Origin of the sequence: Citrobacter sp. H12-3-2 (assembly GCF_009649895.1) — a bacterium.
Taxonomy (GTDB): Bacteria; Pseudomonadota; Gammaproteobacteria; order Enterobacterales; family Enterobacteriaceae; genus Citrobacter; species Citrobacter portucalensis.
In genome coordinates, this window is record NZ_CP045837.1 from 757,403 (window position 1) to 783,815 (window position 26,413).

Annotated in this window: 23 protein-coding genes and 1 pseudogene; 9 read left to right on the forward strand and 15 right to left on the reverse strand. The window is 50.5% G+C overall.

Translation table 11 applies throughout. The annotated features are described in order from the left end of the window. Position 1: 1 nt before the first annotated feature. Genes hybA through hybG form a run of 7 tightly spaced genes read left to right on the forward strand, consistent with a single transcriptional unit; the run spans position 2 to position 5,444 of the window. Positions 2–988, forward strand: a complete 987-nt coding sequence (gene hybA, locus GHC22_RS03670) for a hydrogenase 2 operon protein HybA (protein ID WP_003828357.1) — start codon at positions 2–4, stop codon at positions 986–988. Beyond that, positions 978–2,156, forward strand: coding sequence for a Ni/Fe-hydrogenase cytochrome b subunit (gene hybB / locus GHC22_RS03675; protein WP_003828354.1), 1,179 nt, complete (start codon positions 978–980; stop codon positions 2,154–2,156). The genes hybA and hybB overlap by 11 nt, the downstream gene beginning before the upstream one ends. Then, positions 2,153–3,856: a hydrogenase 2 large subunit gene (gene hybC / locus GHC22_RS03680; protein WP_003828353.1), complete on the forward strand. Its 1,704-nt coding sequence runs from the start codon at positions 2,153–2,155 to the stop codon at positions 3,854–3,856. Before hybB ends, hybC begins: the two co-directional genes overlap by 4 nt. Continuing rightward, positions 3,856–4,350: a HyaD/HybD family hydrogenase maturation endopeptidase gene (locus GHC22_RS03685; protein ID WP_153752249.1), complete on the forward strand. Its 495-nt coding sequence runs from the start codon at positions 3,856–3,858 to the stop codon at positions 4,348–4,350. The genes hybC and GHC22_RS03685 overlap by 1 nt, the downstream gene beginning before the upstream one ends. After that, a complete protein-coding gene (gene hybE / locus GHC22_RS03690; RefSeq protein ID WP_008785804.1) occupies positions 4,343–4,831 on the forward strand; it encodes a hydrogenase-2 assembly chaperone in 489 nt (162 codons plus the stop codon). The genes GHC22_RS03685 and hybE overlap by 8 nt, the downstream gene beginning before the upstream one ends. Further along, complete coding sequence (gene hypA / locus GHC22_RS03695; RefSeq protein ID WP_153752251.1) at positions 4,824–5,165, forward strand: hydrogenase maturation nickel metallochaperone HypA; 342 nt, start codon at positions 4,824–4,826, stop codon at positions 5,163–5,165. The genes hybE and hypA overlap by 8 nt, the downstream gene beginning before the upstream one ends. A gap of 30 nt (positions 5,166–5,195) precedes the next feature. After that, complete coding sequence (gene hybG, locus GHC22_RS03700; RefSeq protein WP_003024459.1) at positions 5,196–5,444, forward strand: hydrogenase maturation factor HybG; 249 nt, start codon at positions 5,196–5,198, stop codon at positions 5,442–5,444. 94 nt (positions 5,445–5,538) lie between these two features. Here the strand turns inward: hybG and yghU are convergent, their stop codons facing one another. Continuing rightward, positions 5,539–6,405: a glutathione-dependent disulfide-bond oxidoreductase gene (yghU, locus tag GHC22_RS03705; RefSeq protein WP_008785803.1), complete on the reverse strand. Its 867-nt coding sequence runs from the start codon at positions 6,403–6,405 to the stop codon at positions 5,539–5,541. 218 nt (positions 6,406–6,623) lie between these two features. On the opposite strand from yghU, the gene GHC22_RS03710 reads away from it, so the two are divergent. After that, positions 6,624–8,912: an FdhF/YdeP family oxidoreductase gene (locus GHC22_RS03710; protein WP_153752253.1), complete on the forward strand. Its 2,289-nt coding sequence runs from the start codon at positions 6,624–6,626 to the stop codon at positions 8,910–8,912. Positions 8,913–9,065: 153 nt separating this feature from the next. Beyond that, positions 9,066–10,925: a bifunctional glutathionylspermidine amidase/synthase gene (gene gss / locus GHC22_RS03715; RefSeq protein ID WP_153752255.1), complete on the forward strand. Its 1,860-nt coding sequence runs from the start codon at positions 9,066–9,068 to the stop codon at positions 10,923–10,925. A gap of 329 nt (positions 10,926–11,254) precedes the next feature. Here gss and GHC22_RS24870 read toward each other — a convergent pair. The 14 genes and pseudogenes from GHC22_RS24870 to tssH form a co-directional block, all read right to left on the reverse strand. Then, positions 11,255–11,627 (reverse strand): annotated as a pseudogene (locus GHC22_RS24870) (hypothetical protein). Between the two features lie 226 nt (positions 11,628–11,853). Further along, the gene (locus GHC22_RS24635) at positions 11,854–12,081 is read right to left on the reverse strand and encodes a hypothetical protein (protein WP_228553226.1); all 228 of its coding nucleotides are present in this window, start codon (positions 12,079–12,081) and stop codon (positions 11,854–11,856) included. Between the two features lie 572 nt (positions 12,082–12,653). Continuing rightward, positions 12,654–13,112, reverse strand: a complete 459-nt coding sequence (locus GHC22_RS03725; protein ID WP_032944984.1) for a lysozyme inhibitor LprI family protein — start codon at positions 13,110–13,112, stop codon at positions 12,654–12,656. A 123-nt stretch (positions 13,113–13,235) separates the two neighbouring features. Continuing rightward, a complete protein-coding gene (locus GHC22_RS03730; RefSeq protein WP_153752257.1) occupies positions 13,236–13,607 on the reverse strand; it encodes a hypothetical protein in 372 nt (123 codons plus the stop codon). Between the two features lie 8 nt (positions 13,608–13,615). Continuing rightward, on the reverse strand, positions 13,616–13,939 hold the full coding sequence (locus GHC22_RS03735) for a hypothetical protein (RefSeq protein WP_228553228.1): 324 nt from the start codon (positions 13,937–13,939) through the stop codon (positions 13,616–13,618). Between the two features lie 434 nt (positions 13,940–14,373). Continuing rightward, on the reverse strand, positions 14,374–14,748 hold the full coding sequence (locus GHC22_RS03740; protein WP_032944979.1) for a hypothetical protein: 375 nt from the start codon (positions 14,746–14,748) through the stop codon (positions 14,374–14,376). Positions 14,749–14,751: 3 nt separating this feature from the next. Continuing rightward, entirely contained in the window at positions 14,752–15,189 is a 438-nt protein-coding gene (locus tag GHC22_RS03745; protein ID WP_071992572.1) for a lysozyme inhibitor LprI family protein, read from the reverse strand. Between the two features lie 17 nt (positions 15,190–15,206). Next, positions 15,207–16,112 (reverse strand): hypothetical protein, encoded by a 906-nt coding sequence (locus GHC22_RS03750; protein ID WP_153752258.1) that lies wholly within the window; start codon positions 16,110–16,112, stop codon positions 15,207–15,209. Beyond that, a complete protein-coding gene (locus GHC22_RS03755) occupies positions 16,102–16,581 on the reverse strand; it encodes an Hcp family type VI secretion system effector (protein ID WP_153752260.1) in 480 nt (159 codons plus the stop codon). The genes GHC22_RS03750 and GHC22_RS03755 overlap by 11 nt, the downstream gene beginning before the upstream one ends. Before the next feature lie 22 nt (positions 16,582–16,603). Continuing rightward, positions 16,604–17,950, reverse strand: coding sequence for a VasL domain-containing protein (locus tag GHC22_RS03760; RefSeq protein WP_153752262.1), 1,347 nt, complete (start codon positions 17,948–17,950; stop codon positions 16,604–16,606). A 10-nt stretch (positions 17,951–17,960) separates the two neighbouring features. Further along, complete coding sequence (gene tssM, locus GHC22_RS03765; RefSeq protein ID WP_153753954.1) at positions 17,961–21,392, reverse strand: type VI secretion system membrane subunit TssM; 3,432 nt, start codon at positions 21,390–21,392, stop codon at positions 17,961–17,963. A gap of 110 nt (positions 21,393–21,502) precedes the next feature. Then, positions 21,503–22,924: a type VI secretion system protein TssA gene (gene tssA, locus GHC22_RS03770; protein WP_153752264.1), complete on the reverse strand. Its 1,422-nt coding sequence runs from the start codon at positions 22,922–22,924 to the stop codon at positions 21,503–21,505. 2 nt (positions 22,925–22,926) lie between these two features. Further along, positions 22,927–23,655, reverse strand: coding sequence for a type VI secretion system-associated protein VasI (gene vasI / locus GHC22_RS03775; RefSeq protein ID WP_032944972.1), 729 nt, complete (start codon positions 23,653–23,655; stop codon positions 22,927–22,929). Beyond that, positions 23,652–26,408: a type VI secretion system ATPase TssH gene (tssH, locus tag GHC22_RS03780; protein WP_153752266.1), complete on the reverse strand. Its 2,757-nt coding sequence runs from the start codon at positions 26,406–26,408 to the stop codon at positions 23,652–23,654. The genes vasI and tssH overlap by 4 nt, the downstream gene beginning before the upstream one ends. Positions 26,409–26,413: the final 5 nt, after the last annotated feature.

Sequence of the window (26,413 nt, forward strand, 5' to 3'; positions counted from 1 at the left end):
CGTGAACAGACGTAACTTTATCAAAGCAGCCTCCAGCGGGGCATTGCTGTTGGGCGCAGCGCCGTCCATCAGCCATGCGGCTGCAGAAAACCGTCCGCCGATCCCAGGTTCTCTTGGGATGCTCTATGACTCGACGCTGTGCGTAGGCTGCCAGGCCTGTGTAACCAAGTGTCAGGATATCAACTTCCCGGCGCGTAACCCGGAAGGCGAGCAAACCTGGTCGAACAACGACAAACTGTCGCCGTATACCAATAACATCATTCAGGTGTGGCGTAGCGGAACAGGCGTTAACAAAGACCAGGAAGAAAATGGCTACGCATACATCAAGAAACAGTGCATGCACTGTGTTGATCCGAACTGCGTTTCCGTTTGCCCGGTCTCCGCGCTGAAAAAAGATCCGAAAACCGGCATCGTCCATTATGACAAAGATGTCTGCACGGGCTGTCGTTATTGCATGGTCGCCTGCCCGTACAACGTGCCTAAGTACGACTACAACAACCCGTTTGGTGCACTTCACAAATGTGAACTGTGTAACCAGAAAGGCGTTGAGCGTCTGGACAAAGGTGGTTTACCGGGTTGTGTTGAAGTGTGCCCAGCCGGTGCGGTGATTTTTGGTACGCGTGAAGAGCTGATGGCTGAGGCGAAAAAACGTCTCGCGCTGAAGCCTGGTAGCGAATACCACTATCCGCGTCAGACGGTGAAAGCAGGCGATACCTATCTGCATACGGTACCGAAGTACTACCCGCACCTGTACGGTGAGAAAGAAGGTGGTGGTACGCAGGTTATGGTACTGACGGGTGTTCCTTACGAGGATTTGGATCTGCCGAAGCTGGATGATCTTTCAACTGGTGCGCGTTCCGAACATGTTCAACATTCCCTTTACAAGGGTATGATATTACCCCTGGCTGCGCTGGCGGGCTTAACCGTGCTGGTTCGTCGTAACACGAAAAACGACCATCACGATGGAGGAGACGATCATGAGTCATGATCCTAAACCGCTGGGCGGAAAAATAATCAGCAAACCGGTCATTATTTTTGGGCCGCTTATCGTCCTGTGTATGCTCCTGATCGTGAAACGTCTGGTCTTCGGACTGGGCTCAGTCTCCGATCTGAACGGCGGTTTCCCATGGGGTGTATGGATCGCGTTTGACCTGTTGATTGGTACTGGCTTCGCGTGCGGCGGTTGGGCGCTGGCGTGGGCGGTGTACGTTTTCAACAGAGGACAATACCATCCGTTGGTTCGTCCGGCGCTGCTGGCGAGCCTGTTTGGCTACTCGTTGGGTGGTCTGTCGATCACCATTGACGTCGGTCGTTACTGGAACCTGCCGTATTTCTACATTCCGGGCCACTTCAACGTGAACTCGGTACTGTTCGAAACGGCGGTCTGTATGACCATCTATATCGGCATCATGGCGCTGGAATTTGCTCCGGCTCTGTTTGAACGCTTGGGGTGGAAAGTTTCCCTCAAACGTTTGAATAAAGTGATGTTCTTTATTATTGCCCTCGGCGCGCTGCTGCCAACCATGCACCAGTCTTCAATGGGTTCATTGATGATTTCTGCGGGTTATAAGGTGCATCCGCTATGGCAAGCTTATGAAATGCTGCCGCTTTTCTCGGTATTAACCGCCTTTATTATGGGCTTCTCGATCGTCATCTTTGAAGGCTCGTTGGTACAAGCCGGTCTGAAAGGTAACGGTCCGGACGAGAAAAGTTTGTTCATCAAGCTGACGAATACCATCAGCGTGCTGCTGGCGATTTTCGTCGTCCTGCGCTTTGGCGAACTGATCTATCGCGACAAGCTGTCCTATGCGTTCTCAGGCGATCTTTACTCCCTGATGTTCTGGCTTGAAGTCGTGCTGATGGTCTTCCCGCTGGTGGTGCTGCGTGTCACTAAGCTGCGTAATGACTCGCGCATGCTGTATCTGTCTGCGCTGAGCGCATTGCTGGGTTGTGCAACATGGCGTCTGTCCTATTCGCTGGTGGCGTTCAATCCTGGTGGTGGCTACCACTACTTCCCGACCTGGGAAGAGCTGTTGATTTCTATTGGTTTTGTGGCTATTGAGATTTGTGCATACATCGTACTCATTCGTCTACTGCCGATACTTCCTCCTTTAAAACAAAACGATCAAAATCGTCATGAGGCGAGCAAAGCATGAGCCAGAGAATTACTATTGATCCGGTAACCCGTATTGAGGGTCATTTACGCATCGACTGCGAAATCGAAAATGGCGTGGTATCTAAAGCATGGGCTTCCGGTACCATGTGGCGCGGCATGGAAGAGATCGTGAAAAACCGCGATCCGCGCGATGCCTGGATGATTGTGCAGCGTATCTGTGGCGTTTGTACGACCACTCACGCTATCTCTTCCGTTCGTGCAGCAGAAAGTGCGCTGAATATTGATGTTCCGGTGAACGCACAGTATATCCGTAACATCATTCTGGCCGCGCACACCACGCATGACCACATTGTTCACTTCTATCAGCTGTCTGCGCTGGACTGGGTGGATATCACTTCTGCACTGAAAGCCGACCCAGCGAAAGCGTCTGCCATGCTGAACGGCGTGTCCTCCTGGCACCTGAACAGCGCAGAAGAGTTCACCAAGGTTCAGAACAAGATCAAAGATCTTGTTGCCAGCGGTCAGTTAGGCATTTTTGCTAACGGTTGCTGGGGTCACCCGGCAATGCAGCTGCCGCCGGAAGTGAACCTGATTGCGGTCGCACACTACCTGCAAGCGCTGGAATGCCAGCGTGATGCCAACCGCGTTGTGGCACTGTTGGGCGGTAAAACGCCGCACATCCAGAACCTGGCGGTAGGTGGGGTTGCTAACCCAATTAACCTTGACGGCCTAGGCGTGCTGAACCTTGAACGCCTGATGTACATCAAGTCCTTCATCGATAAGCTGAGCGACTTCGTTGAGCAGGTGTACAAGGTTGATACCGCGGTTATTGCTGCGTTCTATCCTGAGTGGCTGGAACGTGGTCAGGGTGCGGTTAACTACCTGAGTGCGCCGGAATTCCCGACAGACGGTAAAAACGGCAGCTTCCTGTTCCCGGGTGGTTACATCACCGATGCTGATCTGTCGACCTATCGTCCGATCACCTCTCACTCCGATGAGTACCTGATCAAAGGGATTCAGGAGAGTGCGAAACACGCGTGGTACAAAGACGAAGCGCCGCAGGCTCCGTGGGAAGGCACAACGGTTCCTGATTACACCGGTTGGTCAGATGACGGCAAATACTCCTGGGTTAAAGCGCCGACCTTCTACGGCAAAACGGTTGAAGTGGGTCCGCTGGCCAACATGCTGTGTAAACTGGCGGCCAAACGCGAGTCTACCCATGCCAAGCTGAATGAAATCATCGCGATTTACACCAAGCTGACCGGTAAAACTATCGAAGTGTCGCAGTTGCACTCTACGCTGGGCCGTATTATTGGCCGTACCGTTCACTGCTGTGAACTGCAGAACGTTCTGCAGGATCAGTACAACGCGCTGATTGTGAACATCGGTAAAGGCGACCACACCACCTTCGTGAAACCGGATATTCCGGCAACAGGCGAATTCAAAGGTGTTGGTTTCCTCGAAGCGCCACGCGGTATGCTGTCTCACTGGATGGTGATTAAAGACGGCATTATCAGCAACTACCAGGCGGTTGTACCGTCAACCTGGAACTCTGGCCCACGTAACTTTAATGATGAAGTGGGACCGTATGAGCGCTCGCTGGTAGGTACGCCGATTGCCGATCCAAACAAACCGCTGGAAGTGGTTCGTACCATTCACTCCTTCGACCCTTGTATGTCATGTGCGGTGCATGTGGTGGACGTTGACGGGAACGAAGTGGTCTCAGTTAAGGTTCTGTAATGCGGATATTAGTCTTAGGGGTCGGCAATATTTTGCTGACCGACGAAGCCATCGGGGTACGTATCGTTGAGGCATTAGAGCAACGGTACATCCTGCCAGACTTTGTTGATGTTCTGGACGGTGGTACGGCTGGGATGGAGCTTCTCGGCGATATGGCGAACAGAGAGCATCTGATCATTGCTGACGCCATTGTGTCGAAGAAAAACACGCCAGGAACGATGATGGTCCTGCGGGATGAAGAGATCCCAGCGCTGTTTACCAACAAAATCTCACCGCACCAGCTTGGCCTGGCCGACGTATTGTCGGCCCTGCGTTTTACCGGCGAGTTTCCGAAAAAGCTGACCTTAGTCGGCGTTATTCCGGAATCGTTGGAACCGCATATCGGGCTAACGCCAACGGTTGAAGCGATGATTGAACCTGCGCTGGAGCAGGTTCTTGCCGCGCTTCGCGAATCAGGCGTTGAAGCGATCCCTCGGGAGGCGGCTCATGTCTGAGGAGTTTGTCGGTTTTCAGACGGCCCCGAAGACGCAGATTCAGGCAGCGTTTGAAGAGGTTGCCCGGCGTTCGATGCACGATCTCTCTTTCTTGCATCCGAATATGCCGGTATATGTCTCTGATTTTACGCTGTTTGAAGGACAGTGGACGGGGTGTGTTATCACACCCTGGATGCTCAGCGCACTGATTTTCCCCGGACCGGACCAGATCTGGCCGGTGCGTAAAGTCAGTGAAAAAATCGGGTTGCGTCTGCCGTATGGCGAGATGACCTTTACCGTTGGTGAACTGGAGGGCGTATCGCAATACCTTTCCTGTTCACTGATGTCGCCGCTTTCGCACAGTATGTCGGCGCAAGAAGGTGTGCGTCTGACTGACGATTGCGCGCGCATGCTGTTATCGCTGCCGGTGAGCGATCCGAATGCGCCGCAGCTAAATCGCCGTGCGCTGCTGCTGGGTCGTCGGAACTGCGAAAATGCATGAGCTGTCCCTTTGTCAGAGCGCGGTTGAGATTATTCAACAGCAGGCAGAGCAGCACGGTGTCAAACGTGTAACCGGCGTTTGGCTGGAAATCGGAGCGCTCTCGTGCGTTGAAGAGAGCGCCGTCCGTTTCAGTTTCGACATCGTCTGTCAGGGTACGCTGGCGCAAGGGTGTGAGCTACATATTGATTACAAACCAGCCCAGGCATGGTGCTGGGATTGCAGTCAGGTTGTGGAAATCACCCAGCATGATGCGCAGTGTCCACTATGTCAGGGCGATCGTCTGCGGGTTGATGCAGGCGATTCACTGAAAGTGAAAAGTATTGAAGTCGAATAACCCATAGGTTGCTATGGGGCGGAGTCAGATATGTGTATTGGAGTCCCTGGTCAGGTTCTGGCCGTTGGTGAAGATATTCACCAGCTTGCGCAGGTTGAAGTGTGCGGCATCAAACGTGATGTCAATATTGCCCTGATTTGTGAAGGTGATACCGCTGAGCTGGTCGGGCAATGGGTGCTGGTGCACGTAGGGTTCGCCATGAGCATCATTGATGAAGATGAAGCTAAAGCCACGTTAGACGCACTTCGCCGCATGGAGTACGACGTCACCAGCGCGTGACAATCGGTTAGTGCCTGATGGCGATGCGCTTATCAGGCCTACGCCTTCTATGTAGGCCGGATAAGGCATTTATGCCGCCATCCGGCATCTTGCGTTAGCCCTGGCGCTTATCTTCGGTATTGGTGTCGAAGTCGCTGGCGTCATGACGTTCATGAAGCTGCTCGTTCAGCGGCCCGTTAGTGCGGTTTACAATACGACCTCGCTTAACTGCCGGACGCGCGGCAACCTCTTTTGCCCAGCGCTGCACGTGCTTGTAACTTCCTGCATCGAGGAACTCTGCCGCGTCGTACACGTTACCCAGCACCACATTGCCAAACCATGGCCAGACCGCCATATCGGCAATGGTGTATTCATCTCCTGCCACAAACTGATTCTGTGCTAACTGTTTATCCAGCACGTCGAGCAAGCGTTTGGCTTCCATGGTGAAGCGGTTAATAGCGTACTCAATTTTTACCGGCGCATAGTTATAGAAGTGGCCAAAACCACCGCCGAGGAACGGCGCCGCGCCTTGTAGCCAGAACAGCCAGTTCAGCGTTTCGGTACGTTTTGCCAAATCTTGCGGCAGGAAATAACCATATTTTTCCGCCAGATAGAGCAGGATTGCGCCAGATTCGAATACGCGAACCGGTGGGTTTTGCGAGTGGTCACGCAGTGCCGGGATCTTCGAGTTCGGATTCACCTCAACAAAGCCGCTGGAAAACTGATCGCCATCGCCAATGCGAATAATCCAGGCATCATATTCCGCGCCCTTCACACCCTGCGCCAGTAACTCCTCCAGCATAATCGTCACTTTCTGCCCGTTTGGCGTCCCCAACGAATAGAGCTGTAGCGGATGCTTGCCAACCGGCAGCGTCTTCTCGTGGGTGGCGCCGGAAATCGGGCGGTTGATATTGGCGAATGCGCCGCCGTTCGATTTTTCCCACGTCCAGACTTTCGCGGGCTGATAGGTATTGTCTGACATATTGACCTGCCTTCTGAGTGGTTGTGTTGATGCAGTGTAGCAGTTAGGTAGAACTCAATTTAACAGATTGGGACTTTATGTCGCTTTGTGCTGAAAGGGGAAGATAAATCTAACCCGTTCATTGTACCTGGCCCGTACTCCATGAAGAGGAAATCAATGTTGGACGGAAATTGCTACCGTATTCACCATCAAAAATTGGCGGTGAATAAGCTGTAATAATGAAAAATGGTGTTCCAGGAGTAAGCGGTTATCAGGGCCCTGCGGGTGGGTGGGGTGCGGTAAAAGCCGTCACTGCTTCGGTGTTTTCGCAAAAGGCTGTCGCGCGCGACATTATCGCGATGTTCAAAATGAACCAGGTGAAAGGGTTCGATTGTCCGGGCTGTGCGTGGCCGGACCCCGGGCATCGTGCGCCAATGGAGCTGTGCGAAAATGGCGTTAAGGCGGTTTCCTGGGAGACAACCAGTAAGAAAGCGTCACCGGAATTTTTCAGTCGTCACCCGGTTTCCACACTCTGGCACTACAGCGATTATGAACTGGAAAACATTGGTCGTTTGACGCATCCAATGAAATACGATGCAGTGTCAGACACCTGGCAGGCGGTGGATTGGGATATCGCCTTTCGGGAGATCGGCGAGCGTCTGCGCAGCTATGATTCAGCACAACAGGTTGAGTTTTATACCTCCGGCAGAACGTCAAATGAGGCGGCGTTCCTGTATCAGCTGTTTGCCCGCGAATATGGTAGCAGCAACTTTCCTGATTGCTCAAACATGTGCCACGGACCGACCAGCGCAGGGCTAACGCCAGCCATTGGCCTTGGGAAAGGGACCGTTGAACTTGATGATTTTGACCACTGCGATCTGGTGATTTGTATCGGGCATAACCCTGGTACTAACCATCCACGCATGCTGACCACCTTACGCGACGTTGCCAAACGTGGAGCCAAAATTATCTCCATCAACCCGCTGAACGAAAGGGGGCTTGAGCGCTTTAGCTTCCCGCAAAGCGCGAAAGAGATGTTCACCGGTCAGGCGACGGAGCTGAGCAACGACTACTACCAGGTAAAAATGGGCGGAGACGCCTCGTTGCTCAAAGGCATAATGAAGGCGCTGATCGAAATGGACGAAGCGCGGATCCTACTGGATCAGCAGCCGACGCTCGATCATGCGTTTATCGACCAACATACCGCGGGATATGCAGCGCTGTATGACGACTTACGTCAGCATAACTGGGCGGAGCTGGAACAGGACTCGGGTCTGACGCGCAGTCAGATGGAAGATCTGGCGCACAGCTACAGTAAATCCAGCGCCACGATTGTTTGTTATGGTCTGGGCATCACCCAGCATAAAAACGGCACCGAGAACGTCCAGCAGCTGGTAAATCTGTTGCTGCTGAAAGGCAATATGGGTAAGCCGGGGGCGGGGATCTGCCCGTTACGCGGCCATTCTAATGTGCAGGGCGATCGTTCTGTAGGGATCAACGAAGCGGCGTCCGAAGACTTCCTGCAACGACTTGAGAAGCATTTTTCTATCCGCGTTCCGCGCAAGCATGGACGCTCCAGCGTGGAGAGCATTCGGGCCATCGAGCGGGGAGATGCAAAAGCGCTCATCTGCATGGGCGGCAATCTGGCGGTAGCGATGCCCCAGCCGCAGCGTACCTTTGCGGCGATGAAAAACCTGGATCTGCAGGTCCATGTGGCGACCAAACTGAACAGATCGCATCTGCTGCTGGCAAAGCATAACTACCTGCTACCTGCATTAGGCCGAACGGAGCGCGACATGCAGGCGACGGGGATCCAGTCAGTCACCGTCGAAGATTCTATGTCGATGGTTCACGCTTCCTGTGGCGCGCTGAAGCCGGCTTCCCGCTGGCTAAAATCGGAGCCCGCGATTGTGGCGGGCATGGCGCGTGCCACGCTGCCGCATTCTCCGATCAACTGGGAAGCATTTACCGGGGACTACACGTTGATCCGTGACGCCATTGAAGCCGTGATCCCGGCGTTCCACGATTACAACGCACGTATTGCCGAGCCGGGTGGATTTCGTATGGATACACCTGCTTCGCGCCGTGAATGGCGAACGGAGAATGGCAAAGCCAACTTTATCGTCAGCCATCAGCGGGCGGTAGAGCGGGAACATCAGCCTGCTGATGCACTGGTTCTGGCAACGCTGCGTAGCCACGATCAGTACAACACCACGATTTATGGTATGAACGATCGCTATCGTGGCATTACTGGCCGTCGGGATGTGGTGTTTTTAAGCGCCGAAGAAGCGACGAGCCGCGGTCTGAGCCAGGGTGATGTGGTCAACGTTCAGGCGCTGGACGACAACGGTCAGCCCTGCGCGGATCGCATCATGTACGGCTTAACGGTGGTGATTTACAACATGGCGGCTGGCTCAATTGGCGCTTATCTGCCTGAAGCGAATGTCCTGCTTTCGCTGGATGCAGTAGATACACAAAGTTTGACTCCGGCGTATAAAAGCATACCGGTCACCCTGACTAAAGCGTAGTTCCTGCTGTGAATTTTTCGCCTCTGAGCGCCAGCCGCTGCGTTGAGGTGTATGATGATGTCGACCTCTGTCCGGTTAGTGTCGCAGAGCAGGCAATCAGAGCGAAAAATTCACGCCAACCTGCTCAGGCTGTATTGTTTTGAGGTAAGGTGCATGAGCAAAGGAACGACCAGTCAGGATGCCCCATTCGGGACATTATTGGGCTATGCCCCAGGTGGCGTAGCAATCTACTCTTCAGATTACAGCTCCCTCGACCCACGGGACTACGACGATGATGCAGCATTTCGCAGCTATATCGACGATGAATACATGGGCCACAAATGGCAGTGCGTAGAGTTCGCACGCCGCTTTCTCTTCCTTAACTATGGCATGGTCTTCACCGATGTGGGTATGGCCTGGGAGATCTTCTCCTTACGCTTCCTGCGCGAAGTAGTGAATGACAACATCCTACCGTTACAGGCATTTCCGAATGGTTCGCCCCGCGCGCCGGTAGCAGGGGCTCTGCTTATCTGGCAAAAAGGCGGTGAATTTAAAGATACCGGGCATGTGGCGGTCGTCACCCAGTTGCTGGAAAACAAAATCCGTATTGCCGAACAGAACGTGCTCCATACGCCGCTGCCTCCCGGACAGCAGTGGACCCGCGAACTGGAGATGGTGGTTGAGAACGGTTGTTACACCCTGCGTGATACCTTTGACGATACGACTATTCTTGGTTGGATGATCCAGACCGATGATACCCGTTTCAGCCTACCGCAGCCGGAGATCGCCAATGACTCGCTAAAAATTGGCGGCGCGCGACTGGAAGATAACGGGCAATTTGACGGTAAATGGCTGAATGAGCAGGATCCGCTGCAAAAAGCCTACGTGCTGGCGAACGGCCATGTGATTAATCAGGACCCGCATCAGTACTTCACCATTACCGAGAGTGCCGAGCAGGAGCTGATTAAAGCCACTAACGAGCTGCACCTGATGTATCTGCACGCGACTGACAAGGTGCTGAAAGACGACAACCTGCTGGCGCTGTTTGATATCCCGAAAATCCTCTGGCCGCGCCTGCGCCTTTCCTGGCAGCGTCGTCGGCATCATATGATTACGGGGCGTATGGATTTCTGTATGGATGAACGTGGACTGAAGGTGTATGAGTACAACGCCGATTCCGCATCGTGCCATACCGAAGCCGGTTTGATTCTCGAAAGATGGGCCGAGCGTGGTTACATAGGGCAGGGACACAACCCGGCTGAAGGGTTGATCAACGAACTGGCAGGGGCCTGGAAGCACAGCCGCGCACGTCCGTTTGTCCACATCATGCAGGATAAGGATATCGAAGAAAACTATCACGCGCAGTTTATGCAGCAGGCGCTGCGTCAGGCCGGGTTTGACAGCAAAATTCTGCGAGGTCTGGATGAACTGTGCTGGGATGATGCCGGTCAGCTGATTGACGGTGACGGCCGTCTGGTGAACTGCGTCTGGAAGACCTGGGCGTGGGAAACCGCAATTGAGCAGGTGCGCGAGGTCAGCGAAACGGAGTACGCCGCGGTGCCAATTCGTACCGGGCATACGAATCAGGAAGTGCGTTTAATCGACGTGCTGCTGCGTCCGGAAGTGCTGGTCTTCGAACCTCTGTGGACGGTTATCCCTGGCAACAAAGCGATTCTGCCGATCCTCTGGCAACTGTTCCCGCACCACCGTTATCTGCTAGATACGGATTTCACTGTTAATGAAGAGCTGGCGCAAACCGGTTATGCGGTGAAACCTATTGCAGGACGTTGTGGCAGCAACATCGATCTGGTGAGTCATCAGGAAGAGCTACTGGATAAAACCAGCGGTAAGTTTGCCGAGCAGAAGAACATTTATCAGCAGCTTTGGTGTCTGCCAAAAGTTGCCGGTAAATATATCCAGGTTTGTACCTTTACCGTAGGTGGTAACTACGGCGGTACCTGCCTGCGCGGTGACGAGTCGCTGGTGATTAAAAAAGAGAGCGATATCGAACCGCTGATTGTGGTGAAGGAATAACAGCGCAACCCCTGTGATGGTGATGTTGCCATCACGGGGTTATTTGATGGGAATAATTTTCGAAATACTCGAAAGCAAGAACCCGCCTTTTGGGCGGGTTCTTTAAATAGTGGTGCCGGACTCGGTGTAGTTCTTTGGGCTAATGAACTGTTTTCAATAAGAATGCTATTTTTTTAGTTTGCCAAGACCATCGGACAGACCACCACAAAACGAACCCTTATCGAATTGCAGGATTAACCTGCTGGTTTAAACACAACCAGATGATGTGAGTTTGGTTACTACTTCTCTCTCTAAATTATTGTGTAAATGCTAAAGTGCTAATCATAAAGTTACTCATTACTTTTATTTTTTGTCCGCGAATTTGTATATTCGTCATATATTATGATGGTGTCATCATAGACCGTTAGTCTTGCGGAATAATCTTTACTATTTTTGTATTTTATTTTCATCGAGAGTAATTTATTTTCAATGTTTGAGCAGTTTCTTTTAATCGAATCCTCTACAAACTGATAAGTCAATTTTTCTTGACGAACATCAAAATCTCTTATCCATCCTTCACAGGAATGAGCGGTTTCAAAAAAAATCCCGCAAGTCTTGCGGCATATCATAAATAACGATATGGTTAACATTTTCTGCAAACAAATAGTTGCAGTGAGAAAATACCATAATGAAATTAATTATAATAAGGAATCTCTTGCGCATAATAATCTCTATATATAATCGTTAAGCAATTTTATTTGTGAAATATTCATCTCGGTTTTGCAATATAATGAAGATATTGGAACCCTATAACCAGAAAGCGCTAACAATACTAAGTGATGAATAGCCGCATTGTTTTTCCCTGTAAATGATAAAATAACGATGAAATTCGGGGAAGGTTATTCTTGCAAGGTGAATGTTAGAATCGTATGCAAGGGTCCCATCTTCATTAAGGCCTCTTCTTCCCTTCATTATTATCGAATATTTCCAGCCTTTTTTGTGCATTGATTTCTTCTTTTTTTAAAGCGATAACACTTTGCTGGTATTTGTCCATAAGGCACCAGTAAATTCTATCTTGTTGTATTAACTGGTCGTATGAGCAATCAGATGTTTCTATAGCGTGTGCGCTGGCAGTGTTATATATAAATAAAATATATAGAATGTTTTTTATGTTCATTGATTAGTATCCTTAAGAATTATTTTTCTCATTCGCAATAATGATAATATATGTGAGTATTATAGTTTGTTGTAATCTCCTTTGTGAGCTAATTTTTAGTCGTAAGTAACTATAATTAAACTTCAGCCTTTGTATTCAATGATGATTCTGTGTTGGCTTGTTATAGTAATATTGACAGACGATTTCTGACAACCTTATTCCCTATTTAACAATTTTACCTTCATAATCATGATAAAGAAAAATAGCATCATCTGTCATAGTCAGAATTGGTAAAGTCTCATGGTTATTAGTATACTTTATCTTCAGTCTACTTTTCCATGAGTCTAAGTTTGAACAGTATTTATGTATGTTTTTTACGGTATCATCCAAAACTGGGTTTTTTGTTATTGAAAAAGATAGGTAAACAATACAATTATCGGTGTATAAACTTAGTTGACGAACTTCTTTGGGGATTTTAGAAGATAAATAATAATACCCGTCTGGGGTATATGTTTTTGAATATTCTGGCTCCTCGCGTGAATATGATGAGTTGCACACAAAAAGTAAAAAGCATAACAGTAAACGGGTCATGGTTATTTTATATCCTCTGTATAATTAGGAATATCAGCATGCATCAATTGTTCGGCTCTTTGTCTGTTTAGTTCAGCCATACAGGAATATATGCGAGTAAAACTCCCCACACCATTTCCCCATGATTCTGCAAACGAGCACTGAGCAAGACGATAACGAATAAACTCTTGATTAGATTTATCCAGTCTGTAAAGTGCAATCGGGATAGCATCATCCAGTGCTGCACTTTTGACTTCAGACCATTTGTTTATACGTAATCTGATATTTTCTTCGGCCTTTCTCAGCGTTATAGTGCTTTCAATGACTTCATTTCTCAGGCAGTCGACAAGTTCCGCCTCTTCTCCTGATTCACAATTGTTCTTACTGAGATAATAAAGATTTTTTGCACTTGCTCTATGGATTGAGGAAATGCAAATTATCAATGTGGCTAATATTAGAAAAATCCGTACAATACTAATCATTGATTTTTATTTCCTGTTGCAGAGGTAAATAATACATATATATAAGACAATTTTTTTGCATACTTAGAATCGCTACCACCATTATAACTACATCCATTAGATCATTTAATGATAGTCACAAAGTTACTCATGGCTTTCATTTTTTATCCACGTCTTTTTATATTCGTCATATATTATGATGGTATCATCATAGACCGTTAGTCTTGCCGAATAATCTTTATTATTTTTGTATTTTATTTTCATCGAGAGTAATTTGTTTTCAATGTTTGAGCAGTCTCTTTTAATCGAATCCTCTACAAACTGATAAGTCAATTTTTCTTGACGAACATCAAAATCTCTTATCCATCCTTCACAGGAATCAGCGGTTTCAAAAAAATTCCGCAAGTCTTGCGGCATATCATAAATAACGATATGGTTAACATTTTCTGCAAATAAATAGTTGCAGTGAAAAAGTACCATAATGAAATTAATTATAATAAGGAATCCCTTGCGCATAATAATCTCTATATATAATCGTTAAGCCATTTTATTTGTGAAATATTCATCTCGGTTTTGCAATATAATGAAGATATTGGAACCCCATAACCTGAAAGCGCTCCAATACTAAGTGATGAATAGCCGCATTGTTTTTCCCTGTAAATGATAAAATAACGATGAAGTTCGGGGAAGGTTATTCTTGCAAGGTGAATGTTAGAATCGTATGCAAGGGTCCCATCTTCATTAAGGCCTCTTTTCTTTCCTTCATTATTATCGAATTTTTCCAGCCTTTTTTGTGCATTAATTTCTTCTTTTTTTAAAGCGATAACACTTTGCTGGTATTTGTCCATAAGGCACCAGTAGACGTCACCCTGTTGTATTTCATTATTACATTTAGCAGGATCGATGTTATGCGCATTGGCTGCACCACATATAAAAAAAGAAATAGATTTTTTTTATGTTCATTGATTATTCCTTGTAAGCGTTATTTTATCTCATCTGCAACAATGAGATCGTATGTGAATCTGATTTTATCCGCATAGGTGTGATCCCCTCTATGACCAGGTTGTGTTTCGCTGTCAATTAATACATATGCTAACGATTAATTGATATCGTTAATTTAGGCGTTTGTTAATATCAACTCTCGCTCTCAACTCTACCGTTTATCAATCAGCTTTCTTGGCAGCCAGCGTTGTGCCCTTATGCACAGATGCCCAGTAGAGATTCCAACGGGATTTCTTGGTGTAGTAATCACTTTAAAATCATTTAGAATGTGTAAACATCATCATTTCCTTCCGTGATAATATATTTTGGCCGTATCATCGGCCATAGAAAGCAGTTTGGTCATTTTTTCATCTTTCTTATATTTTAATTTTATCGTAGTAATGTTTTTTATTAAAAAGGCACATTCTTTATTAATCATATCATGGGATTCTCCCTCTGATAGAGAGTAGCTATTGCCAAGGTAAAGTGATGATATATATATTTCGCATGCACTAGCATGAAAATTTAGCTTTCGAATATCTTCAGGTATTTCTATGGATAAGTAATATAATTCATCACTTTTGTATATGTGTTCTTTATCAAAATCATCCGCTATAGCAGTAATACAATGTAAAAGAAATATACTGAAAATGAAAGTTGTATGTATTATTCGCATTTATTAATCAGTGTCGGTATTGAAATTGGCTATATTCGCATTATTTAACTGTTCTGCACGTTGCCTGTTTAGATATGCTTCACAGGAATAAATTCTTGTAGAACTCTCCATCCCGCCACCCCCTCCCCATATCTGAGCAAACGAGCATTGTGCAAAACGATAACGGATAAAAGTTTCGTTAGACATTTCTAGACGTTTCAATGCAATGTCAACGGATGTATCCAAGCGTTCATCGTTCATCTCATTCCATTTTTTAATGCGCATAGTGATATTTTTTTCTGCCGTTTTTAATTCGACAATGCTTGTCAGTAAATCGTTTTTGTAACAGTCGACAACCTGACTCCCTTCACCACTGGCACAGAGACTATTCAGATAATAGTTAGATGCTGCAGTTGAAATCTCACTATAAAAAATAAAGTAAAATGTTGAAATAGCAATCATGAACTTTCTCATCATCTTTAACTCGGCTTGGTCATAATAATAGAATAAGCATATTTTATCTTCTCTATATACTGAGGATCGCCACCTCCATTATAAGCTAATGCTATTCTCTGTGCATTTATTGGAAGATTCCACCCTGAAATCACTCGTTTTTTTTCTGCTGGAACATATTTTAAAACATCACCATCATGCTGGTGGCGTGGAATGTTATTCATCTCTCTAAGAATCTCTTCTGTTGTATGTTTTTTCTTTATTATATCGTCTAATGTAGATAATTTATTTTTGCGTGAAATAGTTACTGATAATGGGGCAAGACATGGTTTTTTCACTGAGCGTATTCCGGATATCGATAAACTACTCATTAAGTATATTATTGCAGCTCTAAAGTTTATTTCGGGGATTGTTCTTATTTTTGCTTTCTGAAGATTTTTCCATTCTGATACAGGAGGCGTGATTAGTTTTGTCATTTCGTTATCACTATCAATAACCGCGAGTATTCCCGGGTCATTACTAACTCCTATCTGCATGATATTTGAATCCCACTGTTCATCAACGGCCCCTGTTTCAGTCCATGCCATCGCTTTTATCCATCGCCAATCAATTGCCATATAATGTGGCGTGGTTCGCCACAAATGACTGTTCATTTCAGACATCAATTTCCTTATTAACGGATCATATTTGTTCCATTCCGGTGCTCCAGATAAAACAGCAATTCTTCTTGTTTCACACCAATTAAAAAATGTATGATCTTCTTTGTTTTTATTCGTTACAAATTCATTGCGTAGTGTGAATGGAAATCTTTTATTTGCTAATTTATCTTCATCTTTATATTTAAGTAAAGACTTCTCTGTAACAGGAATCCTATGTAACTTTTCTCTGCTGACCATTTGAACCTTCTTTTTATATAGAAAATTAATAAACACGCTCATTCCATAAGCTGTACGCACTGGTCCCGGCAATGCAGTGCTCCCAGTTGATTGATTCATATATAAAAGAAATACTTTCCTGAGGTTGTACTTCGCTGTCAATGATTACATGTGCAATCGAGAAATTAATATCACTAATTCGGGCTTTTTTTAATTCCAGTTTGTAATATTTTTCATTAATGCCAAATCGATTTGTCCGATAAAAATCAAAAGTACAAGTCAATATTTCATTATCGTTAATTGCTTTTCCCAGCAAAGGGGATGATTTATCGACAGGTTTTTTTATCGTAACTGAATGATGATTGACATTTTGATCCCGACTTAATCCATGCGTCAGTTCATATACCATAATATGATCAAGATGCAGTAACTGAGCTTTATTACCGATAGAATCAAGTGAACAGCAACCTGCTGAAATCAATCCTTGCTTTTCACCGTTCAGTGTTAAATAAATTAAATTTGCCATGTTGTTCTCCTCGCGTTAACTATTATTTTCCTGATTTTGCATTAGTTGCCGACTCTGGCACTACATTGCTTTTCAGCAGCAGCCAGCGGCTTAGTACGCCATTCATCTGTTCATTAACTTGTTTTTCCAGCGCTTCCGTATTCCGTCCCTGTGCCCTGGCGTCCTGGTACTGTGTTAGCAGGGATTCCAGCGGCGTTTCCTGATTCAGCAGTCGTTCCGCCTGCCAGGTGACGGTTTTGATATAGGAGAGGGTAAAGCCCTGTTTCTCTGTCTCCCGTTGCATCATCAGGTCGGCAAAGTCACGCAGATTTTGCCGCGCCTGCTGCAAGCCACGCATTTGCGGGCTGCTTTGCGCGCGGGTTTTCAGGATTTCATTCCACTGCGCTGTTGCCTGCTGCTGTTGCAAACTCTCCGGCCAGCGGCTGTCTGCGGTTTGCATCATCTGCATGCCTGTTTCCAGCAGTTGCAGCGGCGAGGTGTCGGGAAGCTGTTGCAGCCGTTGCCCGTAACTGTCCAGTTCAGGCGACGACAGCCAGACTGTTGCCGCGCCCTGTGCTGTATCCCTGACTTGTGAAAGTTGTTGTTGCATCGGGTACACCTGCCACCACCAGAGTGCGGCAGCGGCAGCCGTCGCACAGGCAATACCCGCCATAAAACCTTTACAATTCCGGCCTGGCGTGGCGCTGGCGACCGGTGTGGTGCCGTTGTGGACTTCCACCTTCATTTCCGGCAGGTCGGGCAGGGGAGGAAGGCTTTCCTCCGTGACGGGCTGTGTGCTCTCCGGGGCATAAATCAACGTTCTGACGGTGGTCTGTGACGGAGTACCCACGCTGCTTTTTGGCTGTGGTTCTAGTCGTTTACGCGTGTTCTGCACAAAATAAAGCAGGTTTTCTACGTGCGGCTGGCGTTTCAGTTCTACCTGCTGGAGTTTGTCGCAAATCAACTGCAATGCGCGCTCAGTCCGGTACAGCAACGGCAGGTTAGTGTCTGAAAAGGACAGTTGCTGGCGCAGGATATTACCGGTCCGGGTATTGAGCCAGTCAAGCATCCCGGTACGGGCTGATTCATCCTGCGGCCAGAATTTATCCCAGTCGTGGCTTATCATTGCCGCCAGTAGCTCCACCCCTTCGCAAAATCCGGCCAGCCCGTGTGTACGCGTGCGTGCCAGGGTGTAATAGGTCGCCGTGTGCAGATCCACGCCGTTGGCTTTAAAGATCGCCAGTGCCAGTGATTCCACCAGTTTCCAGTTCAGCTCCGGCTGCGACGGGTGAGAGGATTTATTGATCTCTTCCCGCAGGGCGCTGAATTCCGGCAGGCCGCGAGGATCGCTGCCGGTAACAATAATTTGTGTGAGTATGTCTTGGCTCATTTCAGCCTCCTCAGTACAGGGTATCCGGCAACCGGAACTGGCTGAACAGCCCGCCGGTGAACGGGTTATCTACCGTGTCCGTATGCACCCGGTACACCATTGCGCCGCCGTCCACGTTAAAGCGCACGCTGAATGTGCCATCCTGTACGCCGGTGAGTTGCCCTGCGCCAAACAACCTGAACTGTGCCCACGGTCCGCTGAAACCGATGCTGCGCGGCGTTTTGCCGCCGGTGCCAATCAGCGTCAGCTTGCTTTCATTACCCTCACGCATGTTATTTGGCCAAACCAGATGCGCGGTATAATTGCGGCCCTGGCTGTAGTCCACTAACTGACCGTCAAGGTTGAGTACGCTGCGCCGTTTATTGCCGGAAAGCGATACGGTTTCCACGGCAAACTGAGCGCCAAGGCCGTTTTGCCTGCTGAAGAAGGCATCGCGAATTTCCTGCGCGGCATTCAGTTGCTCCTGGACGTCTTCGCGAATAATCACGTTGTTATCCCCGTCCTCCAGACTCAGGTCGTTTTCTATAAACAGACGCAAATTCTGTTGGTAGAACGTGTCCAGTAAACCATCCGGTTTAAAGAAACGTTCAAAGGCATCCAGCGATGCATCCTGTGACGAACGAGGGTTAAACGGATAGTTGTTGGCGAGCTGCTCGTTAAACGGTTTCACCACGTTGTCACGCCAGTCAATCTCCATGTAATGGACTGCTTCCACCATCACCACATGCCAGGCTTGCTCCGCCAGCTTGCCCACCCAGCGGTTAAGCGGGGCAGGCAGGGTTTTTGCCATCTGTCGGGTGGCGAAGATCGGATCGCTGCTGTTTTGATCAAGCCGTAGCTGCACCGCCTTCAGTGCTGATTTTCCCTGTACCGGTGCGTTCTGGATCGCCAGCAGATAACGGTGCAGTTCCGTCAACTGTTGATAAACTGCCTGCAGAGTGTTTTCTTTGTCTTTCTGTACAGCCAGCGTGCTGTTCTCCGGGGAGAACTCATGCCCCAGGCGGGTCAGTAACTGATACTCCGACTCTGCCATGGCTTCCTGAAGCGCTCTGTCATCCAATTTTTCAGAGAGTACGGCGGGCTGTGTATTGTCGCGCAGTGCCGTCAGTGCCCGCTGGAGTGGCTGATCGCCGCTGATAATTTGCTCCAGTGCGCCGGTCAGTTCAGCGATGGATTCGTAATTGCGCACGTTAAGGTTATCCATCCCGGCGCGCCAGGTGGCGGTGTAGTCGCTGAGATACTGTTCGGTGAGCTGACGCTGGATTTCCGCCCGGTCTGCCTCGCTGTATTTCACACTGTGGGTCAGGTTCAGCACCCAGGAATCCATCGCCGTCAGTTCGACCAGCGCATCGCGCTGTTTGACAAAATAACTTTGCAAGCCGTAACGGGTGAGGAATTGCGGAACAATAAGTTTATTATCATCCCCGGAGGTAAACACCTGATCAAACGTGGCGCCCACCTGGTCACGCAGGTTCAGATCGGCGGGCAGCACGCCGAGGGCACGCGTTTTCAGACTCTGGTAAACACGCTGGTAGACGGGCAGTTTGCTGAGTTCTTTCTGGGCCGCCACCACCGGGCCGTCATAAGGCGTCCAGCGGCTGGTGGCGTCGACGTTGCCTGCCTGACGTTCCGCGTGCCAGTCTGTATGCTGCAGGGCATAGTCCAGATGAGACATAAGCTGCGCCTGGAGATCTCGCTGGCCATGGAACTTATCGCTCCAGCGTTTTGCCATGTACTGCTTCACTACCTCGTTGCTGCGTCCGCTTTTATCCTCCAGCATTCTGATGACGCGCAGTACCGCAAGTTTTTCCTCGCTCTCCGGCGGCGCGGCGTTCATCTCTTTGAGCAGACCATTAAACAGGGCCGGCAGGTAACGCTGCTCCAGCAGTTGCAGGTAGGTCTGCTCCACATACGGGCCGACACGCCTGCCCTGATACAATCCCATATCGGCCAGGCGGCTGCGATCGCCCCAGTCACCGTAGGCCAGCGTGGCGTCACGCACCGGGTTGAGTAACGGCAGTTGCAGGTTGCCATAATCATCCATACCCTGCGGTGGAGGAACCGACATAAAGGCTTTGGCCTGCTCCAGTACGGTGATGCCGGAACGCCAGTTGTTATTGTAATAGTGATGCCAGCCCATAATCAGCAGCAGCGCGGCGATGCCCCCGGTGACGGAAAACACCGATAACCGGCGGCGGGACTGCATCAGCCAGACGCGGCTTTCACCGGCGAGGTTAGGCTCTGCCAGTAAAGTCTGTGGAAACAGGTTGCGGGTAAAATAGGGGGCCGTGTCCACCAAAGGCCAGGCCGTCATCGGGCTATTGCCCAGGCGGAACTGACGGGCGGCAGACTGCATAAAAATATCGTCTATCTGGCCGCGTTGCAGGGAGGAGGTTAAGTACACGCCTCGCAGCATGACGTCCATATTTTCCCCGTCCAGTAATCCGCTCAACAGGGATACCAGCGGTTCACGGCTACCCTGTATCTGACGAACAAAGCTGAACAGGGAACTGCGGGAGCCGGGGGTTAGCAGTCGCTCCGGCAGGGCGTTATTGAGCTGTTCGCTCCAGGTCTGCCAGAATGCATTCAGCTCTGCGCGCCAGTCGTCATTTTCATGAGCATGACGGGTAAAGGTAACGCCAAGAATGGCATCGCGATCGTTCCTGTCCAGAGACTGAAACAGAGCAGCGAAACCGTACAGTAAATCCAGCCGGGTCAGTACCACATACACCGGTAACTGGCAGTGAAGGTGCTGGCGTATATCCTGCAAACGTCCGCGCAGAATTTGCAACAGGTGCTCCCGGCGGCGTTTGTCGGCAGTCAGCAGATCGGGCAGATCCAGCGTCAGTATTAGGCCGTTCAGCGGCTGTCTGGCGCGTTTTTGTACCAGCCAGTCCAGCATAGTTGTCCACAGGCGACGGTGCAGCACATCCGCCTCCTGTTGCTCAAACAGGAGGCCGTCTGCATCAAAAATGACCGCCTGTTTTCCCACATGTGGGATAACATACCGACGCAATTCCACTCCCCGCACGGCCTCCGGGGCGTAAATAATGTCGGATGGAAAACCTTCGCGCAGCAGCGACGTTTTGCCACTTCCGGATGGACCAATAACCATATACCACGGCAGTTGCCACAGGTAGCGACGGTTGTCGAGATGGCGTTGCAGACGCAGCAGCCAGTGGTCGAGATAACGTTGCTGGGCAGTCAGTTCTACAGTCAGCGGATCTTTTTCCTCTTCACGCTGTTGTTTTTGCTGTTTTTCCAGCAGTTGCAGGCGCTTCATTACCCTGACGGTAAGCCATACCAGCGCTGTGAGCGCCCAGGCTGCCGTCGCCAGCCAGCGGTTCGTCAGCGGTTTAAGCCACTGCTCGTCGTAGAACGACCATGACGGGCCTTTCCACCAGATCCATACCAGCAGCACAATCCACGCCAATGCCAGCAGCCAGGCGGCGGAAACCTTAACGCGGGGCATCGCCGATCGGAGGACGGATCGCAGACTGCTGAACAGTCGAGGGGTTGGTAATCTGAACACGGTAACTCCTTGTTACGTTATTATTTTTCTGCCGTGAATTTGTTTTCCAGTTGCTCCAGCAGGGACGGCTCCCAGTCAGCCAGCGTCATACGCAGCCCTGCTTTAAACAACATCCGGTACTGCTGCTGTGCAAGCTGCACCATTCCGGCGTCTTCCATCAGTTGCGCGCCCAGATACTGCCGGAGAAACTGATCGCGCGGATCGCCTTCCGGCAGCTTTTCCAGGTATTGCAGCGCGGCTTCCAGTCCCTTCTCGCTGAAACACTGGTGGACAGCCTCTGTGTCTTCGTCGGTCCGCACAATCGGGGCTGTCTGACTGCCCGGAGACGTCGCCAGCCACTGTTTTGTCTGCTCACTCATAAACGGCGTGCGGTCATTAAACCGCAGGGTGGCAAGTTGCGGCAGGCGGACGAGAAAACGGGCCATTTCATCCCGGATGGCTTCTGCTGCACTGGAGTAACCCAGGCGTTGCGCGGTTTGCGCCGAAAGGTAATGCCCATCGAGCCAGTACGGGGCCAGAAGCAGGCTTTTTTCCACCTGTTGCCAGAGCGCCAGATCGGCATTGCTCAGTCGGGTCTGATAATCGGCGGTCATATCAGCAGGTACCGCCGCCAGCGGCGTTCGCCCGTCGCTTTCTGCCTGGGGTACGGATGTAATGGCCTGCCATAACGCATGGCGACGCAGGCGGTAACCCTGCGGCGAATCCGGCTGGCGCTCACAGAGAATGGCGGAGACTTTCAGCAGTGTTTCGCGCCAGGCCTTATCATCATGACTGTCAATATCGACGGTCGGGATAGCGGGGGCGGACACCGATGGCGATACCGGGGAGGGTAGTGTGGCTGCGGCCGGAGGTGCGCCGACGGATGGCGTGGGTGACGGGGCAGACAGCGCAAGCTTTGCCCCGCGAAATGCCCGGCGATACTGCGACGAGAGATCATCGACGGCCTGCGCCAGTGCCGGGATATTTTGCTCCTGCCAGCGCTGTGCCAGTTTTGCCAGCTCAGCCAGCAGACTGTCGCGTTGCGTGATATCTGCCGATTCTGCGAAGCTCTCTGCACCGGATTCAAATCGTTTCAGTACCTGGGCGGCGAAACGCTGTTTATGAGCTGCATTTTGCGGTGCGGCCTGCGTCCAGTAATGTTCCACATATAACGTCAGTAAACGTAACGCCAGCAGCGGATCACCGGCGTGTTGCAGCGTACGTAATAGGTGGGCCAGCAGGCGAAAATCTTTGCTTTCCGACGCCAGAAGCACTAATCCCCGGCGCTGTATTTCCGGGATATCCAACTGACTGTGCGTCAGTGAGCCAAGTTTAAGCATTTCGCCATCGATATATTCCCAGTCGGGATTATCGTCTTTCATCGCGGAGGCATGTTTATCTTCCGGCAGATTTTCCAGCAGGTGTGAAATCCAGGTATCCGGGTTACGTAAGTCCATTGCCATTTTTATTCCCCCGCCCAGTGGCAGGCGTCACGCAGCGGTGCGATGGTTTTCGCCAGCCCGTCAATGTTAAATGTCAGTTTTCCGGCGGCACTGTCCGTACCGGTGTTGATGGTCAGGGTTTTTGCGCCAAAGAGCTGCTTAATTTCGTCAATACCGGATAGTCCGCGGCTGGACTCCAACAGGACACCGTTCTCACGGATAAACCAATGAGACTGAAAGCGTCCGTGGTCAGTTGTCAGCGTCACAGCGATGTCGTTCTGCGTCATGGAATGGGTCAGCGCCACCTGCATCCGGGTGATGTTGTCCACACAACTGAACATCAGTACCGGGCGTGGCGGGACGTTGCCGATGGCAGGTGTAGTAATAACCACAGTAGGGCGTTCGCCATCGCTCTGCGTCATCAGTAGTGCGGTGGAATTATCCGGGCGCTGTTTCTCCTGGGCGAAAGCCCGTTTCCAGGCTTCACCTTCATAACGGGCCTTTACCAGCGCGCCATTAAAGCTGGGTTGCTCTGGTGCCAGAATATGGTCATAGCAGTCAAGACGCTCCAGTGCAGCAGGCTCCCGGCGACAGTCCAGCATGGCACTGAGCGTCGTCTGTGCGTTGGTTTCCGGCACCACAATCCCCGGCAATACGGCAATCACCTGTTTTGCAGGTGTTTCCGCCTGTACTGCGCGGGGGAATAATCCCGGCAGCAGCATTATGATCATGAGCGTCTGTATTCTGCTCATAGAACGGTTTTGTCCTCTGTTTCTGGTTCCGACTGTGTGTCGGAATCAGTGCTATCCTCCGGTGCATCTTCCACATCAGCGATAAAGGAGCCGTTTGTCACACCCAGCGTGATACGGGCAATGGCGATATTCGCCGCCATTTTCTGCAACAGCAGCAGGGAGAGCGGCGGCAGCATCTCACCGTCGATGACCGACTCCAGCATCCGCGCGCCGTTTTCAGCGCGGGTGACGCGCTGCATTATTTCGTCGGTGACTTCCGGCTCAATTATCACTTCTGCACCGAAGCGGGTACGCAACACGTTCTCCAGCCGCGCCAGTTTCCCGGTGATAATGACGGAGAGTGTTTCACGCGACAGCGGCAGGTATGGCACCACTTCCATGCGTGCCAGTAGCGCAGGTTTGAAGAAGTCTGCCAGTACCGGATACAGCGCGTCGTGCATGGTTTCAGGGTTATCAGCATGTTCGACAATCAACTGATAACCGAGGTTGGAGGTGAGGAAAAAGACGATGTTTTTACAGTCAATCAGACGACCTTCGCCATCTGCCATCTCGCCCTTGTCGAACGCCTGGTAGAACAGGTTAAGCACGTCCGGGTGCGCTTTTTCAACTTCATCAAGCAGCACTACGGAGTAAGGTTTTTGACGAATCGCTTCGGTCAGCACGCCGCCCTCGCCGTAGCCAACATAGCCTGGAGGGGAACCAATCAGGCGGGAAACAGTATGTTTCTCCTGGAATTCGGACATATTGATGGTGGTGAGGTACTGGCGACCGCCATAGAGAAGTTCTGCCAGTTGTAACACGGTTTCCGTTTTACCCACGCCGCTGGGGCCGGCCAGCAGGAATGCACCCAGAGGTCGCCCCGGGCGGCGCAGATCCGCACGCGCTGTCAGCAGGTGCTTATGCAGATGCTTAATCGCCAGATTCTGGCCCTTGATAATGTCACCCAGCCACAGCGGCAAATCGGTGATGACCGACATCTCGTTCTGCGACAGACGGTTAAGTGGTACGCCTGTCCATTCGGCAATCACAGCTGCGATTTGTTTTTTATCGACGTGTGGGGAAACCAGAAGCTGCGTATGGTGCAGAGTATTCAGTTCGGCGGTCAGCGCTGCCAGTCGTTCTGCAGGGCAGCGTTCTGGGACGGTTTCTGGTTGCTTCGTCGCGAATTCATTTGGCGGAACGGGGGTGTTTTCGGCACCAACTTCTTCTGACTGCACATTTTCTTCTTCACTGTTAACGGATTCATCCAGCAGCCCTTTACGCAGCGAGATAATTTCCTGTACCAGCGCCTGCTGCTGGTGCCATGCCGTTTCCAGCTCATCCAATTCGGTCAGCGTTTCGTCATACTGCACCAGTACTTCATTCAACCGCGAGGTATCAGATCGCAGGCCTATGCGGATTTCACGCTCAAGCTGGTAAATTTCTGCTTTGCACTGATGGCTCAGTGTGGTCAACGCTGAAATTTGCCGTGGTGGAGAGGAGAGATTGATCGCAACGCGGGCGCAGGCGGTATCCAGCACATCAATGGCTTTATCCGGTAACTGACGCCCGGAAAGATAACGCTCGCTTAACGTTGCTGCTGCCTGTAAGGCTTCATCATCAATCAGCACGCCGTGGGACTGCTCATACACCACCGACAGGCCGCGCAGAATAATGGTGGCTTCGGCAGCATTGGGTTCGCGTACTTTTACCAGTTGGAAACGACGCGACAGGGCGGCGTCTTTCTCGAAATATTTTTTATATTCGCTCCAGGTGGTGGCGGCGATGGTTTTCAGCTCGCCGCGTGCCAGCGCAGGCTTTAGCAGGTTAGAGATATCCAGCCCGCCCTGCTGGTTGCCCGCCCCAATCAGCGTGTGGGCCTCGTCGATAAACAGAATAACGGGTTTCGGTGACTGAATGACCTCCGCCATCAGCCCCTTAAAGCGCTTCTCAAACTCGCCTTTCACCGATGCGCCTGCCTGTAGTGCACCAAGATCCAGGGTCATAATATCGGTATCGCGCAGCTTGTCCGGTACCTTGCCTGCGACAATGCGCAGCGCCAGTCCTTCGATTAGCGCGCTTTTGCCGACGCCTGCCTCACCGACTACCACCGGATTGTTTTTACGGCGGCGGCAGAGAATATCAATCATCAGGTCAATTTCATTATCGCGGCACAATACTGGATCGAGCCTGCCGTTGCGGGCATCATCGGTCATGTTTCTGGCGTAGCGGGCAAGCAGGCTGTCGCCGGTATCGGTTGCGGCGCTGATGACCTGCCCGTCCGCATTCAGCATAACCGACTCGGCTGACGCCTTCGTCCATCCAGCAAAATCCTGCTGTAGCTGGTCGCGGTTGATGGCGGTGAGCAGTCGGGCGGCGGCGGGCAGTACGTAGCGCAGCGGCGAGTGGAGCAGGGCGAGCAGTAGGACGCCGCCGCGCAACTCTGTCTGCTGCATTTCAGCGGACGCCAACAGCCAGGCCTCTTTCAGCCATTCAACCAGCATGGGGGAAAACGACGGATAGCTATCCACTGAACGGGTGGTGGCGTAATTTTCCACTGTCAGCGCCTGGCGTAAATCATCGGTGCCGATCCCGGCGCGTTCAGTAATGACCCGCAAATCGCTGCGCGGGATAGCCAGCATCTGGAGCAGTACGTGGCTGACAGTGATTTCCGCCGCCTGCTGGCTCATACACTCCGAGGCTGCGGCTTCCAAAGCCTGTTTCGCGAAGGGATTAAGCCGTTTTACCAGTGTGGCCAAATCAATCTGGATCATATGTG